Genomic DNA, 14,065 nt, shown 5'->3' with positions numbered 1-14,065 from the left:
GTCTGTGAACCCGATGAGATCCGGTTCAGCGCCGGCCCTGGAGGTGCGCCGCCCGTTCCCTGATGGCGGGCAGGCGTTCCGCGAGGGCCGCGCCCGGACAGCTGGTCATGTAGCCGTCGCTGTGGCCGGCGAGGGTGGGCAGCAGCACGGTGGTGCCGGAGGGGTAGCGGCTGAGGCTGTTGCTGGAGGTGAGCCGGACGCTGCCGCGCGGGTCGGTGTCGGAGAGGCCGAGTTTCCAGGCCGCCAGGGCGGCGATCGCGTCGGTCATGGCCTGGGGGACGGGGACCCCGGCGGTGAAGGTGCCGAGAGCGGCGATGCCGGTGGTGCGGTGGTTGAAGCCCTGGGTGTGGGCGCCGGTGACGGCGCGGGTGATGCCGCCCGCACGGCCCTCGTAGATGGTGCCGCAGCGGTCGACGAGGAAGTTGTAGCCGATGTCGTCCCAGTCCTTGGCTCCGGTCTGGCCCGCGTACAGGTAGCGGATGATGCGGGGCGCGTCGGCGCAGTCGTAGCCGTTGGGCGAGTCCGTGTGGTGGATGAAGACGGCGGCCACCTCGTCGTCGTAACGGGCAGGCGGCTGGCTGGGCGCCTCCTTCTCCAGCCAGCGGGACCGCGGCACGATCGGCGGCATGGGCGCCTGGTGCGGCGGCACGGGCCGGGCGGCGGGCCGGCCCGCGCGATGCGCCGGGCGGTCCGCGCCGACCGCGAGCAGGACGACCACGAGGACGGCCGCCAGGCCGGGCAGACAGGCCAGCAGCACCAGCAGGACGCGCCGGGGCGGATCCGCGTGCTCCCAGGCCAGGCGCACACGGTCACGGGCCGGGCGCGAGCGCCGGTGGAGCGGGCCCGGGGCGCGCGGGGTCCGGGTACGACGGCGCCACGCGCGGCGCAGCCGCCGTATTCGCGCCCCCCGTGACATCCGGAACACACGCATGTCCCCAGAGTCACCCGGACGCGCCCCGCCCGCGATGTGGGGTGGGCCACCCGGGGGAAGCGGAAGGAACCAACGCCGTGGCCCGGGGCGTTTTCACTGTTCGAGGCGGATGCGGCACGGTGGTGGCCGGTTCGCGCGGACCGGCGGGCCGCCGCGGGGGCCCGGCTGATCACTGGGGCCGCCGCGCGCGTACTACAGGGTCCCTAGAGAGAGGCGGCTGGAGTGGACGTGCTCGACATCCTGCTGATGCTGGTGATCCTCGCCTACGCGGCGTCGGGTTACCGTCGCGGCCTGGTGGCGGGATGTGTGTCCCTCGCCGGATTCGTGGGCGGCGCGGCCACCGGCGTCTGGGTGCTGCCCTGGATGATGGAGCTGGTGGAGGCGGGCACTCCGGCGGCGACGGTCACGGCGGTGCTGACGGTGCTGGTGCCGGGGGTGATCGGACACGAGCTGGCGGGCAGGCTGGCGCTGCGGCTGCGCCGGGAGATCGACCGCAGTCCGCTGCGGGTGGCGGACGGCATCGGCGGGGCGGCGGCCAACACCCTCGCCGTGCTCATCGTGGCCTGGGTGGCCGCGAGCGTCCTCGGGGCGTCCTCGTCGGCGGTGGTGACCAACTCGATCCGTAACTCCGTGCTGCTGGGCGCCGTGCAGGACACCATGCCGGACACCACGCCGGCCTGGTTCTCGGACGCCACGTCCGCGCTCACCGAGGCGGGCTTCCCGCAGGTCTTCAACCCGTTCGAGAACGAGGCGACGGCCGAGGTCGCCAAGCCGTCCGGCGACAGCGTCACCGCGGCCGCGACGAGCGCCGCCAAGCGGAGCACGGTGAAGATCGAGGGCGTGGCCGGCACCCAGGGCCGCGAGGGCAGCGGTTTCGTGTACTCCACCGAACACGTGATGACCAACGCCCATGTGGTGGCGGGCATCGACGACCCGAGCGTGCGGGTGGGCGGCGTGGGCAGGGCGTACGAGGCGAAGGTCGTGCTCTTCGACTCGGACAAGGACGTGGCGGTCCTCTACGTCCCGGGGCTGAAGGCCCCCGTGCTGCGCTTCGACGACAGCGCCGGGCGCGGCGACGCGGCGGTCGTCGCCGGTTACCCGGAGGACGGCGGTCTGGACCTCCAGGCGGCCACGGTCGCCAGCCGTATCGACGCCACCGGCCGGAACATCTACAACACCGACTCGGTGACCCGCGACATCTACTCCATCCGTTCCACGGTCCGCCCCGGCAACTCCGGCGGCCCCCTGCTCACCACCGAGGGCCGGGTGTTCGGCGTGGTCTTCGCGCGCTCCACCTCGGACGCCGAGACGGGGTACGTCCTCACGGTGGACGAGGTCCTCCCGGACGCGAAGCGCGCGGCGAACGCGACGGCGCCGGTGGACACGGGCGAGCTCGTGACCTCGTGACCCGGTGACCTCGCGACCCGTCGGTGACGGCCGGTCAGGTCGGTCAGATCCGATCAGGTCAGGTCAGGTCAGGTCAGGTCAGGTCAGAGCCGACGGCCCATCAGCACGTCGTCCACGTACTGCCCGTCGAGCAGGAACTCCTCGGGCAGGACGCCCTCCACCACGAACCCCTCGGACTCGTAGAGCTTCCTGGCCGCGGTGTTGTGGCCGAGGACCCGCAGGGTCAGCCGGCGGGCGCCCCGGCGGCGCGCCTCGTCCTGCACGGCGCGCAGCAGCGCTCGCGCGACGCCCGCCCCGCGCGCCCGGTCGGCGACGGCGAGGCCCTGGACCTGGCGGACGTGCGTGTGACACGCCAGGCCGGAGGCCACGGCGAGACGGACGTACCCGACGACCGTCCCGTCGAGTTCGGCGACCAGGTGGTCCCCCGGGCCGTGGCGCTCGTTGAAGAACGGCGGGTACGGCTGCTCGGGGCGGGCCTGGACGGAGTGCAGGGTGGACCAGGTGTCGCGGTCGAGCCGGCTGAGCGTGTCCTCGTCGTCCGAGGTCGCGACGCGTATGTGGGGAACGGGCATGGCGGCCACTGTACGGCGGCGCCGACGCGGCCGGACGGCCGGTTCGCGCCCCCGGGACCACTGTCGTGCCGCGGGGCGGGCAGGATGGAGGCATGACGGATGAATCACCCGTTCCACCCGGCTCCCGTATCGCGATCGCCGGGGCGTCCGGCCTGATCGGTTCGGCGCTCGCCCGCTCCCTCACCGACGACGGCCACGAGGTGCTCCGGCTCGTACGCCGGGCGCCCCGGGCGCGGGGCGAGGTGCACTGGGACCCGGAGGCGGGGCAGGTCGACACGGCCGGCCTCGCGGGCTGCGCGGCCGTGGTCAATCTCGCCGGCGCGGGGGTCGCGTCCCGCCGCTGGACGGAGTCGTACAAGGCGACGATCCGCGACAGCCGGGTGCACGGCACCCGGACGCTCGCCGAGGCCGCCGCCCGTCTCGACACCCCGCCGAGCGTGTTCGTCAACGGCAGCGCCATCGGCTTCTACGGCTTCACGGGCGACCGGGTCGTGGACGAGTCGGCGGAGCCGGGGTCGGAGTTCCTGTCCGCGTTGTGCGTGGAGTGGGAGGGGGCGACCGAGGCGGCGCGGGAGGCCGGGATCCGTACCGCGTTCGCGCGTACGGGGCTGGTGGTGGCCCGGGGCGGGGGCGCCTGGGGTCCGCTGTTCCCGCTGTTCAAGGCCGGGCTCGGCGGGCGGATGGGCGACGGACGCCAGTACTGGAGCTTCATCTCCCTGCACGACGAGGTCGCGGCCCTGCGGCATCTGCTCTTCACGCCGTCGCTGTCGGGCCCGTTCAACCTGACCGCGCCGGCCCCGCTGACGAACCGTGAGATCACGGCGGCGATGGGGCGGGTGCTGCGCCGGCCCACCGTGTTCACGGTGCCCGCGCCGGCGCTGCGGCTCGCGCTCGGCGGCGTCGCGGGCGATGTCCTCGGCAGCACGCGGGTGGTGCCGACGCGGTTGCTGGAGTCGGGGTTCACGTTCACGTATCCGGAAATCGACGACGCGATTCGAGCGGCGCTCGGCTGAGGGGGTGGGTCCGTGGTCGGTGCGGGTGTGATGTCGGGTGCGGGTGCGTGGGGCTTCTCGCGCAGTTCCCCGCGCCCCTGAAAGCCCAGGCCCCGCGGGCCTGAAAAGCACGGGGCGCAGCCCCTGCTTTTCAGGGGCGCGGGGAACTGCGCGACCAGCCCCCACCGGACCCGCACCCGAAGACGACGTCCCCGCCCCCGAACGCCCGGCGCACACGCACCCCGTCCATGCCCCCGTGCGAGGGTCCCGCGCTCCTTCCCCGGGACCGGCTCCCGCCTTCACTCTCAAGCCGAACTCAGGTGTTTCAGAAGGATGTTGGGGGCATAACGTCCCCGCAGCCGCGCGACCTCGGGAGGGGCACGTGCTTGAGTCGGTGCACCAGTCGGCGTTCCCGGCGGACACAGAGGACGCCGAAAGCACAGACGTCATCGTCGTAGGAGCCGGTGTGGCCGGCCTCGCGGCGGCCGGACATCTGACCAGGGCGGGGCTGAGGACCACCGTCCTGGAGGCCGGCCCCGCCGTCGGCGGCCGGATGTCCACCGAGAAGGTCGACGGCTTCCGTCTGGACCGGACGACGCGGCTGCTGTCCACGTCGTACCCGGAACTGCGCCGCACGCCGGGCCTGGACGGGCTCCCCCTGCGTCCGTTCGCCCCGGGCGTCCTGCTGCACGCCGACGGCCGTCATCAGCGCGCCGGCGCCACCCCTGTCCTGCGGAGCGCGAGGGGCGCACTCACGGCCGCACGCGCCCTCGCAAGCGCCCCCAGGCTCCCCCGGAACCAGGGCCGTTCCACGAGCACCCGGCCCGGCCGGCTGGGCGCCCCCGCCGACCAGTCCCGGCTGGCCATGGCGCTGGCCCGGCTCGCCGCGACCGCGCCCGAGCGGCTGCTCACCCGGACGGAGGTACCGGTCGCCCAGGCACTGACCACCCGGGGTTTCCCGCCCCGCACGATCGACGGTTTCGTACGGCCCCTGCTGGCCGCGCTGCTCGCCGACCCGGCGCTGGAGACCTCCAGCCGCTGCGCCGACCTGGCGCTGCACACCTTCGCGACGGGCCGGCTGTGCATCCCGGAGGGCGGCGCCGACACCCTTCCGGAGCTGCTCGCGGCCGCGCTGCCGCCGGGCTCGGTCCGCACGGGGGTGGAGGTCACCGCGATCAGCACGACCTCGGTGACGACGGCGCACCACGGTGTGCTCACCTGCCGTGCCGTGGTGCTGGCCACCGACGCCCGGTCCGCCGCCGCCCTGCTGCCGGGGCTGCGGGTCCCGGCGTTCCACCCGGTGACGGTCCTGCACCACGCCACGGACGAGCCCCCGTTGACGGAACCGGCGCTGCTGCTGGACGCCGACCGCAGCGGACCCGTCTCGCACACGGCGGTCATCAGCCAGGTCGACCCGAGCCGGGCACCGGTGGGCCGCTCCCTGATCACCTCCGTGGTCCTCGGCACTCCCCCGGACCCGGCGCACCTCGACGCCACGGTCCGCGCCCAGCTGGCCCGTCTCTACCGGACGTCCACGACCCGCTGGGAGCTCCTGGCCGCGCACCACGTCCCCGAGGCGGTCCCCGCGATGCCCGCGCCGCACGACCTGCGCCGGCCGGTGCGTCTGCTGGCCGGGCTCTACGTCTGCGGCGACCACCGCGACACCAGCACCGTGCAGGGCGCGCTGCACTCCGCCCGGCGGGCCGCCCACGCCGTCCTGACCGACCTGGACGTCCGCCCGGCGCTCGCGGAGGAGTTCCTGGAAACGGCCGCGTGACAGGCCACCGAAGACCCCTCAGGGGCGCCCGGCACATCACCGGGCGCCCCTGAGGTGGTTCCCGCGCCTACCCCAGCGCCGCCACCTTGTCCCGGTACCCCCTCACCGGGGCCGCGTCGCGGTAGGGCTCCAGCCGGCGCTCGAAGTCGCGGACGTACTCCACGGCCCGTACGGACCGCATCTCCGATGCCTGACCGGCGGCCTCCGCGCCCAGCTGGCAGGCCTGGTCGAGTTCGCCGAGGCCCAGCCGGGCGGAGGCGAGGACGACGCGGCAGAACAGGCGGCTGCGGGCGTAGGCGGGCGCCCGCAGCTGCAGGGAGCGCTCGGCGTGCTGGGCGGCGGCCCGGTACTGCTGGAGGTCGCGGTGGCTGTGCCCGAACTCGTCGGCGAGCTGGGCCTCGTCGAAGAACCGCGCCCAGTGGGGGACCTCGTCCCCGGGGCGGGCCGTCTCCAGGGCGCGCTCGGCGCGCACGAGCGCGGCCGTGGAGGCCCGTACCTCGCCGAGCACCGCGTGCCCCCGCGCCTCGACGGAGTGCAGCAGCGACTGCACCACCGGCGGCACGGCGGACCCGACACCCTGCTGGGCCACGCGCGCGAGCTGCACGGCCTCCCTGCCGTGCCCGAGGTAGACCGCCTGACGGCTCATCGTGACGAGCACGTACGCCCCGTACGCCCGGTCGCCCGCCGCCTGCGCCAGTCGCAGCGCCTGCACGAAGTACCGCTGGGCGAGACCGTGCGCCCCGATGTCGTACGAGGTCCAGCCGGCCAGCCGGGTCAGGTCGGCGGCGGCCGCGAACAGCCGTCGGCCGACCTGCTCGCCGTAGGCGCCGCGCAGCATGGGCTCGGCCTCGTGCTCCAGGTAGCGCACGAGGGCCTGGCGGGCGTGCCCGCCGCCGTAGGCGTCGTCGAGGGCGCGGAACAGCTCCCCCACCGAGCGCAGGGCGGCGATGTCCCCGCCGGTGACCTTCTGGCCGGGGCCGCGCTCGGTCTGGCTGCGCTGCCGGGGGACGGCCGGGCGGCCCTGCGGGGGGACCCGGGTGGCGCCCGGATCACCCCGGCCGACCCGGTCGTCGGCGCGGCCGATCAGCCAGTCCCGGCTGGGGACGACCAGCCCGGCGGGCGTGAACGCGATCTTGCGGAGTTCGGCGTGGCTGCCGGAGTCCTTGCGCCACAGGCCGCCGACGATGTCGATGGCCTCCTCGGGGGTGGCGGCGAACTCCAGGCCCGCGTACACGGGGGCGCAGGCGTCCAGGCCGAGGTCCTGGGCGGTGAGCCGGCGGCCGAGGCGGCGGGTGAACACCTCGGCGATGAGGGCGGGTGTCGTCCCCCGGGGCTGCTGACCACGCAGCCAGCGGGTGACCGACGTCTTGTCGTATCTGAGGTCGAGGCCGTGTTCGAGACCGAGCTGGTCCACACGGCGCGCTAGTCCCGCGTTCGAGAACCCCGCTTCTGCGATGAGGGCGGCGAGCTGGCGGTTGGGGGTGCGCTGCGCGGGTCGTTCCGTCATCTGCGGTGCGGTCTCCTGCCTTCCGGGTGTCGGCGGGGTTTCCCGGATTGCCTGGTGAGAAGCCTTTTGCGGCCTTGTGAACGGCGCGAATGTAGCGGAGAGTAAGCGTCCGATCGCACACTTCCGCGTCCATTCATCCGATCGTGTGAGGATTTGCCGCACGGCTGACGTGCCCGGCCTCCGACACGCGCCGGCCGGGCCCCTCGTACGCCCGGCGGCCGGGGCGTACGACGAGCGTCGGGCTCCGCCTCCGCGCCCTGCACCACGGGGGCCGGCGCCGACGTCGCGGACCGCTCGAACACCGCCCGGTCGCGCGGTCGTACAGTGGCTTGGGCGCGTCACGCGCCTGACAGGGCTATCGCGGTGCCGCCGCCCGGCGCCACCGCCGAGGGAGGCGCTTGCCGTGAGTGGGTTGCGGTTCGTCCGCATGGGGTTCGGCACGGAGGCCGTCGAGTACCAGGAGGCGTGGGACGAGCAGCGCCGGGTGCACGCGGCGCGCTTCGCCGACGAGGTCCCCGACACCGTGCTGCTCCTGGAGCACCCGCCGGTCTACACGGCCGGCCGGCGCACGGCCGACAGCGAACGCCCCCTCGACGGCACGCCCGTCATCGACGTCGACCGCGGCGGCAAGATCACCTGGCACGGCCCCGGCCAGCTGGTGGGCTACCCGATCCAGAAGCTCCCCCGCCCGGTGGACGTGGTCGCCCACGTGCGGCGCCTGGAGGAGGCCCTGATCCGCACGTGCGCGGAGTTCGGGGTGGAGACCACGCGGGTCGAGGGGCGCAGCGGGGTGTGGGTGCTGGGCGACCCGGTCGAGCGGCGGCTCGGCGGGCTGTCGCTGGACCTCGACCCCCGGATGACCGACGACGAGTTCGACCCGCGGATGAACGGGCCGGAGTACGCGCCCTCCAACGCCGGGCAGCGGCGCGAGGACCGCAAGATCGCCGCGATCGGGATCCGGGTGGCGAAGGGCGTCACGATGCACGGCTTCGCGCTGAACGTGAACCCCGACAACAAGTGGTTCGACCGGATCATCCCGTGCGGGATCCGTGACGCGGGGGTCGCGTCCCTGGCGGGTGAGCTGGGCCGGGACGTCACGATCGACGAGGTCCTGCCGGTGGCCGAGCGGCATCTCCGGGACGTTCTGGAGAACGCGGACCTGCAGCCGCGGGTGGTGGAGCGGGCGTCGGCGTAGCCCGGGGCGGGGTGCGTTGTCGGGTGCGGGTCCGGTGGGGGCTGGTCGCGCAGTTCCCCGCGCCCCTGAAAAGCAGGGGCTGCGCCCCGCGCTTTCCAGGCCCGCAGGGCCGCCGTCTTTCAGGCCCGCAGGGGCCTGGTCTTCAGGGGCGCGGGGAACTGCGCGAGAAGCCCCACCGGAGCCGCACCCGACAGCGCACCCCCGCGCGGAGCGCGAAAGGGGGGCCGGGGGAATGCCACCCCGAAGCCGAAGGTTGCCCACCCCGGGGACCGAGAACCGTACGGGCGTACCCTGGGGGACGCCGAAGAATCGAATGCACAGGGAGCCGATGTGTCCGCAGTCGCACCCGACGGACGCAAGATGCTGCGCCTGGAGGTCCGGAACAGCCAGACCCCCATCGAGCGCAAGCCCGAGTGGATCAAGACCCGGGCGAAAATGGGCCCCGAGTACACGAAGATGCAGGCCCTGGTGAAGAGCGAGGGGCTGCACACGGTCTGCCAGGAGGCGGGCTGCCCCAACATCTACGAGTGCTGGGAGGACCGGGAGGCCACCTTCCTCATCGGCGGCGACCAGTGCACCCGGCGCTGCGACTTCTGCCAGATCGACACCGGCAAGCCCGAGGCGCTGGACCGCGACGAGCCCCGCCGCGTGGGCGAGTCCGTGGTCACCATGGACCTGAACTACGCCACCATCACCGGCGTCGCCCGCGACGACCTGGAGGACGGCGGCGCCTGGCTGTACGCGGAGACGGTCCGCCAGATCCACGAGCAGACCGCCGGGCGTGAGACCGGCCACACCAAGGTCGAGCTGCTCGCCCCGGACTTCAACGCCGTACCGGAGCTGCTCCAGCAGGTCTTCGAGTCCCGCCCCGAGGTCTTCGCGCACAACGTCGAGACGGTCCCGCGGATCTTCAAGCGCATCCGTCCCGGCTTCCGCTACGAGCGCTCCCTCAAGGTGATCACCGAGGCCCGTGACTTCGGTCTGGTGACCAAGTCCAACCTGATCCTCGGCATGGGCGAGACCCGTGAGGAGGTCAGCGAGGCGCTCAAGCAGCTGCACGACGCCGGCTGCGAGCTGGTGACCATCACCCAGTACCTGCGTCCGAGCGTCCGCCACCACCCCGTGGAGCGCTGGGTCAAGCCGCAGGAGTTCGTGGAGCTGAAGCAGGAGGCCGACGAGATCGGCTTCTCCGGCGTGATGTCCGGCCCGCTGGTCCGCTCCTCGTACCGGGCCGGCCGGCTCTACCAGATGGCCGTCGAGAAGCGGGGTGCGTACATCGCCTCGCAGGCCGTCTGACCCCTCCGACGGACGCTCGGCCAAATGGCACGCAGTGCCATCTGGTCGTGTGAATCCCAGCACAAGCAGCTACTCGCCAGTAATGGCCGATTGACCGCGGTCCTGACCGTCCTCGCAGATGAGGGCACTGTCAGGGCCGCGTCGGGGTTTAAAGGGCGCGAAGCAAGGCTTCACCCTCGTTTGACCGGTCGGTCATGCCCTGGTAACACCAATCAGTGACCCTGGTTTCACACCCGGTACAGAGCCCTAGCCCGAGCAGCCATCCCGAGGGGGGACCTCCCATGCAGGCCGCACCCGTCCGCGCCACTCCGATCCCGTCGTTCACCGATGCACTCCGTGCCGTCGAGTCGCTGCTGCTGAGCAGCGGCCAGCGCACCGCCCGCCGCAACGCGTGGACCTCCGTGCTGGAGGACCGCCGCCGCGCCAAGGACCGGTTCGAGGCCGAGCGCGTGCTCGAGGCCGCCGTCGCCTCGCGCACCTCGTAACCGCCGCAACCCCTCCGCACCACCCCGCACACCGCACCACCCCGTACACCGCACGAAACCCGTACACGGCACCACCCGTACGCAGCACGACCCCGCTCGCAGCACCACCGTCGGCACCGCCGCCGCCCGGCGCCGCTTCCCCGGCGCAGTCGCCGGTCTCCGGTCCCCACCGGCACCGCCGTCGTCCTCGCTTCCCCGGACACGTAGACTTCGTGCCATGGCGAGGAAGGAACCGGCAGCGGACGCTGCGAACCCCGGGCGACTCAAGCAGATCGCTCTGACGTACAAGATGACCCGCAGGGCCGACAAGAAGATCGGTCTTGTACTCGCGGCTGTCGGAATCATCACCTTCGGTGTCTTCCTCGCGATCGGTTTCTTGATCGGTCACCCCATCTATCTCGGCATCCTGGGCCTTCTGCTCGCCTTCCTCGCGACGGCGATCGTGTTCGGACGGCGGGCCGAGCGGGCCGCGTTCGGGCAGATGGAGGGCCAGCCGGGTGCCGCCGCGGCGGTGCTGGACAACGTGGGCCGTGGCTGGACCACCACCCCCGCGGTGGCGATGAACCGCAGCCAGGACGTGGTGCACCGCGCCGTCGGCAAGGCCGGCATCGTCCTGGTCGCCGAGGGCAACCCGAACCGGGTGAAGAGCCTGCTGGCCGCCGAGAAGCGGAAGATGGCCCGCATCGTGGCGGACGTCCCGGTGCACGACCTGGTCGTGGGCACCGGCGAGGGCCAGACCGAGCTGAAGAAGCTCCGCACCACCATGCTCAAGCTGCCGCGCGTCCTGACCGGCCCCCAGGTGACCGCCACCAACGACCGGTTGCGCGCGATGGGCGACCTGATGAGCAACATGCCGCTTCCCAAGGGCCCGATGCCGAAGGGCATGCGCATGCCCAAGGGCGGCCCGAAGGCCCGCTGACGAGACGCCGTACGACGAGGGGGCGCCCGGGATCACTCCGGGCGCCCCCTCGTCGTACGGCGTCGTACAGCGGCGCTAGACGCGCACCTCCACCGTGCGCGCCAGCCGGTCGTGCAGACCGCGGCCGTCGCGGTCCCAGACCAGGGCGGGGATGGCGAGGCAGAGCAGGACCGTGCGGACGAGGGCGCGCCAGGGGGTGACCGTGCCGGTGTCCTGGGCGACCACACGGAGGCCGAAGAGGCGCTTGCCCGGGGTGAAGCCGACCGTGCCCAGGGTGAGGGCGTGCAGCAGGAAGAAGATGAGCAGGGCCCAGTTGCTGGTGGCCTGGTCGTAGCCGTCGGTGATGAGGCCGTATGCGATCAAGAGACACAGGCCCCAGTCGACGGCGAGGGCGCCGAGACGGCGTCCGGGGCGGGCGATGGAGCCGGGCCCCTCCTCGGGCAGACCGAGCTGCTCTCCCCTGTATCCGAAGTCGACTCCGGCCGCCTCCGCGGCTTCGCGGGGGCCGGAGAGCCACGATCCGAGTGCTTGCCTCTTGTCCACGCGTCCACCGTACTGCGAGCGTTTTGCCATACGGACAGGTGGGGTGCGGGGCGGGATGTCCGGTTAACTTGTGCGAAACAAATGGGTCACGTACGAGAAATCACCCGTCCCTAGTGTCGAGAAGAGCGTGTGCCACCGCACTGGCAGCACGAACGAACTACCACCCCGGCAGGAGACGTCGGGAGTAGGAGGAGCTGGATGTTCCAGAACGCCGACGAGGCCAAGAAGTTCATCGCGGACGAGGACGTCAAGTTCGTCGACGTCCGCTTCTGCGACCTGCCGGGCGTGATGCAGCACTTCACGATCCCGGCCGAGGCCTTCGACCCGGCCGAGGAGCTCGCGTTCGACGGCTCCTCGATCCGCGGCTTCCAGGCCATCCACGAGTCCGACATGGCGCTCCGCGCCGACCTGTCCACCGCGCGCGTCGACCCGTTCCGCCGCGACAAGACGGTCAACATCAACTTCTTCATCCACGACCCGATCACGGGCGAGCAGTACTCCCGTGACCCGCGGAACGTCGCGAAGAAGGCCGAGGCGTACCTCGCCTCCACCGGCATCGCCGACACCGCGTACTTCGGCCCCGAGGCCGAGTTCTACGTGTTCGACAGCGTGCGCTTCAAGACCTCGGAGAACGAGTCCTTCTACCACATCGACTCCGAGGCGGGCGCCTGGAACACCGGTGCGCTGGAGGACAACCGCGGTTACAAGGTCCGCTACAAGGGCGGGTACTTCCCGACCCCGCCGGTCGACCACTTCGCCGACCTGCGTGCGGAGATCTCGCTGGAGCTGGCCAAGTCCGGCCTCCAGGTCGAGCGCCAGCACCACGAGGTGGGCACCGCCGGCCAGGCCGAGATCAACTACAAGTTCAACACGCTGCTCGCCGCGGCCGACGACCTCCAGCTCTTCAAGTACATCGTGAAGAACGTGGCCTGGCGCAACGGCAAGACCGCGACCTTCATGCCGAAGCCGATCTTCGGCGACAACGGCTCGGGCATGCACGTCCACCAGTCGCTGTGGGCGGGCGGCTCGCCGCTCTTCTACGACGAGGCCGGGTACGCGGGCCTGTCGGACATGGCCCGCTACTACATCGGCGGCATCCTCAAGCACGCCCCGTCGCTGCTGGCCTTCACGAACCCGACGGTGAACTCGTACCACCGCCTGGTTCCGGGCTTCGAGGCCCCGGTCAACCTGGTCTACTCGCAGCGCAACCGCTCCGCCGCCATGCGTATCCCGATCACGGGTTCGAACCCGAAGGCCAAGCGCGTCGAGTTCCGCGCGCCCGACTCCTCCGGCAACCCGTACCTCGCCTTCTCGGCCCTGCTCCTCGCGGGCCTGGACGGCGTCAAGAACAAGATCGAGCCGGCCGAGCCGATCGACAAGGACCTCTACGAGCTGGCCCCCGAGGAGCACGCGGGCGTCCCGCAGGTCCCGACCTCCCTCCCGGCCGTCCTCGACTCGCTGGAGCGCGACCACGAGTTCCTCCTCCAGGGCGACGTCTTCACGCCGGACCTGATCGAGACGTGGATCGACTACAAGCGCGCCAACGAGATCGCCCCGCTGCAGCTGCGCCCGCACCCGCACGAGTTCGAGCTGTACTTCGACGTGTGATCGAGCCCGTGAGCCCGCGTCGTAGGCGTGTGGTTCCGGTCGGTCGCCGAGTTGGTCGACGGCGCCCCCGTTCCCGCTTTCCGGGACGGGGGCGTCGTCGTATGGTTCTGGCACGACTGTTCGATGAATGACGGGGGACACGGGGATGCCCGAACAGGACGATGACGAGCGCGAGTTCGACATCAAGTGGGCGGACAACGCCGCGCACAAGGAGCCCTCCGCGCGGGCCCGGATGCTCGCCGCGCGGTGGAAGGAGAACCCGCCCGCGCCCCAGCCGTTCCGGGCCGATCCCGGTCCGGCCGGACCGCGGCGGTCCTCGTGGGTGTCGACGGTGATCGTCTTCGGCTGCGTGGCGGGGCTCATCGCGCTGATCGGTTACGTCAACTACCGGTCGTCGTACTGAGCGGTCCGCGGCTACCGGCCGCCCTTGTCGCGGTCCTGCCGCCGGGTCGCCAGCGGGCGTTCGCGGCGGTAGCGGCGCTCCCACCTCGCCTGCTGGTCACGGCGATCGCGGTACGCGCGGTAGGAGCCGGGCTGGGTCGGGTTGCCGGCCGTCGGGGAGCCCGACGAGCCTCCCTCCGTGCGGCCGGACCGGACGTACAGGTAGAGCAGGGCGACGGCGGCCAGCCAGAGGACGTGGTCGGTGAATCCCATGACGACCAGGACCGCGGTCGCCGAGAGGATCAACGTGCCCATGACGGGACTCCTCGGAGCGTGGCGTGGGTGAGGGCTGTGCGGGGAGGAGCCTGCGGGCAGGCGCGGCCCCGGCGTCGGCGCGTGATGGCCGTCCCGTGCGGGCCCGGGGCCCGAGGGGCTTCGCTCCGCGTGTCCAG

The 14,065-nt window shown here is 72.4% G+C and carries 14 protein-coding genes; 9 read left to right on the top strand and 5 right to left on the bottom strand.

What is annotated here, in order from left to right; genetic code table 11:
• Positions 1-25 precede the first annotated feature (25 nt).
• Entirely contained in the window at positions 26-805 is a 780-nt protein-coding gene (locus PYR72_RS35145; RefSeq protein WP_275459043.1) for a peptidoglycan recognition protein, read from the bottom strand.
• A 348-nt stretch (positions 806-1,153) separates the two neighbouring features.
• Between PYR72_RS35145 and PYR72_RS35140 the strand changes: the two genes are divergently transcribed.
• Positions 1,154-2,338 (top strand): MarP family serine protease, encoded by a 1,185-nt coding sequence (locus tag PYR72_RS35140; protein ID WP_275459042.1) that lies wholly within the window; start codon positions 1,154-1,156, stop codon positions 2,336-2,338.
• A gap of 83 nt (positions 2,339-2,421) precedes the next feature.
• Here the strand turns inward: PYR72_RS35140 and PYR72_RS35135 are convergent, their stop codons facing one another.
• Positions 2,422-2,910 carry a GNAT family N-acetyltransferase gene (locus PYR72_RS35135; RefSeq protein WP_275459041.1) on the bottom strand — a complete coding sequence of 163 codons (489 nt, stop codon included), beginning with the start codon at positions 2,908-2,910 and terminating at the stop codon, positions 2,422-2,424.
• A gap of 92 nt (positions 2,911-3,002) precedes the next feature.
• Between PYR72_RS35135 and PYR72_RS35130 the strand changes: the two genes are divergently transcribed.
• Positions 3,003-3,923, top strand: a complete 921-nt coding sequence (locus PYR72_RS35130; protein WP_275459040.1) for a TIGR01777 family oxidoreductase — start codon at positions 3,003-3,005, stop codon at positions 3,921-3,923.
• Between the two features lie 361 nt (positions 3,924-4,284).
• Positions 4,285-5,679: an NAD(P)/FAD-dependent oxidoreductase gene (locus PYR72_RS35125; RefSeq protein ID WP_275459039.1), complete on the top strand. Its 1,395-nt coding sequence runs from the start codon at positions 4,285-4,287 to the stop codon at positions 5,677-5,679.
• 67 nt (positions 5,680-5,746) lie between these two features.
• On the opposite strand, the gene PYR72_RS35120 is transcribed toward PYR72_RS35125, so the two are convergent.
• The gene (locus tag PYR72_RS35120; protein WP_013004249.1) at positions 5,747-7,186 is read right to left on the bottom strand and encodes a hypothetical protein; all 1,440 of its coding nucleotides are present in this window, start codon (positions 7,184-7,186) and stop codon (positions 5,747-5,749) included.
• A 403-nt stretch (positions 7,187-7,589) separates the two neighbouring features.
• On the opposite strand from PYR72_RS35120, the gene lipB reads away from it, so the two are divergent.
• The 4 genes from lipB to PYR72_RS35100 all read left to right on the top strand — a co-directional run bounded on the left by lipB (position 7,590) and on the right by PYR72_RS35100 (position 11,081).
• A complete protein-coding gene (gene lipB, locus PYR72_RS35115) occupies positions 7,590-8,381 on the top strand; it encodes a lipoyl(octanoyl) transferase LipB (protein WP_275459038.1) in 792 nt (263 codons plus the stop codon).
• A gap of 330 nt (positions 8,382-8,711) precedes the next feature.
• Complete coding sequence (gene lipA / locus PYR72_RS35110; protein ID WP_275459037.1) at positions 8,712-9,677, top strand: lipoyl synthase; 966 nt, start codon at positions 8,712-8,714, stop codon at positions 9,675-9,677.
• 281 nt (positions 9,678-9,958) lie between these two features.
• Positions 9,959-10,162 carry a hypothetical protein gene (locus tag PYR72_RS35105; protein WP_013004246.1) on the top strand — a complete coding sequence of 68 codons (204 nt, stop codon included), beginning with the start codon at positions 9,959-9,961 and terminating at the stop codon, positions 10,160-10,162.
• 217 nt (positions 10,163-10,379) lie between these two features.
• Positions 10,380-11,081 (top strand): DUF4191 domain-containing protein, encoded by a 702-nt coding sequence (locus PYR72_RS35100; protein WP_275459036.1) that lies wholly within the window; start codon positions 10,380-10,382, stop codon positions 11,079-11,081.
• Between the two features lie 75 nt (positions 11,082-11,156).
• Here PYR72_RS35100 and PYR72_RS35095 read toward each other — a convergent pair whose 3' ends face one another.
• Positions 11,157-11,624 carry an RDD family protein gene (locus tag PYR72_RS35095; RefSeq protein WP_059084773.1) on the bottom strand — a complete coding sequence of 156 codons (468 nt, stop codon included), beginning with the start codon at positions 11,622-11,624 and terminating at the stop codon, positions 11,157-11,159.
• Positions 11,625-11,822: 198 nt separating this feature from the next.
• Here PYR72_RS35095 and glnA point away from each other — a divergent pair, with 198 nt between their 5' ends.
• A complete protein-coding gene (gene glnA / locus PYR72_RS35090) occupies positions 11,823-13,232 on the top strand; it encodes a type I glutamate--ammonia ligase (RefSeq protein ID WP_013004243.1) in 1,410 nt (469 codons plus the stop codon).
• A gap of 145 nt (positions 13,233-13,377) precedes the next feature.
• Positions 13,378-13,635, top strand: a complete 258-nt coding sequence (locus PYR72_RS35085) for a hypothetical protein (protein ID WP_275459035.1) — start codon at positions 13,378-13,380, stop codon at positions 13,633-13,635.
• Positions 13,636-13,646: 11 nt separating this feature from the next.
• Here the strand turns inward: PYR72_RS35085 and PYR72_RS35080 are convergent, their stop codons facing one another.
• Positions 13,647-13,928 (bottom strand): hypothetical protein, encoded by a 282-nt coding sequence (locus tag PYR72_RS35080; RefSeq protein WP_275459034.1) that lies wholly within the window; start codon positions 13,926-13,928, stop codon positions 13,647-13,649.
• Positions 13,929-14,065: the final 137 nt, after the last annotated feature.

Origin of the sequence: Streptomyces sp. VNUA24, assembly GCF_029167005.1 — a bacterium.
Classification (GTDB): Bacteria; Actinomycetota; Actinomycetes; order Streptomycetales; family Streptomycetaceae; genus Streptomyces; species Streptomyces scabiei.
Note: the sequence above shows the minus strand (reverse complement) of the source record. Positions and strands in the feature narration are given on the sequence as shown.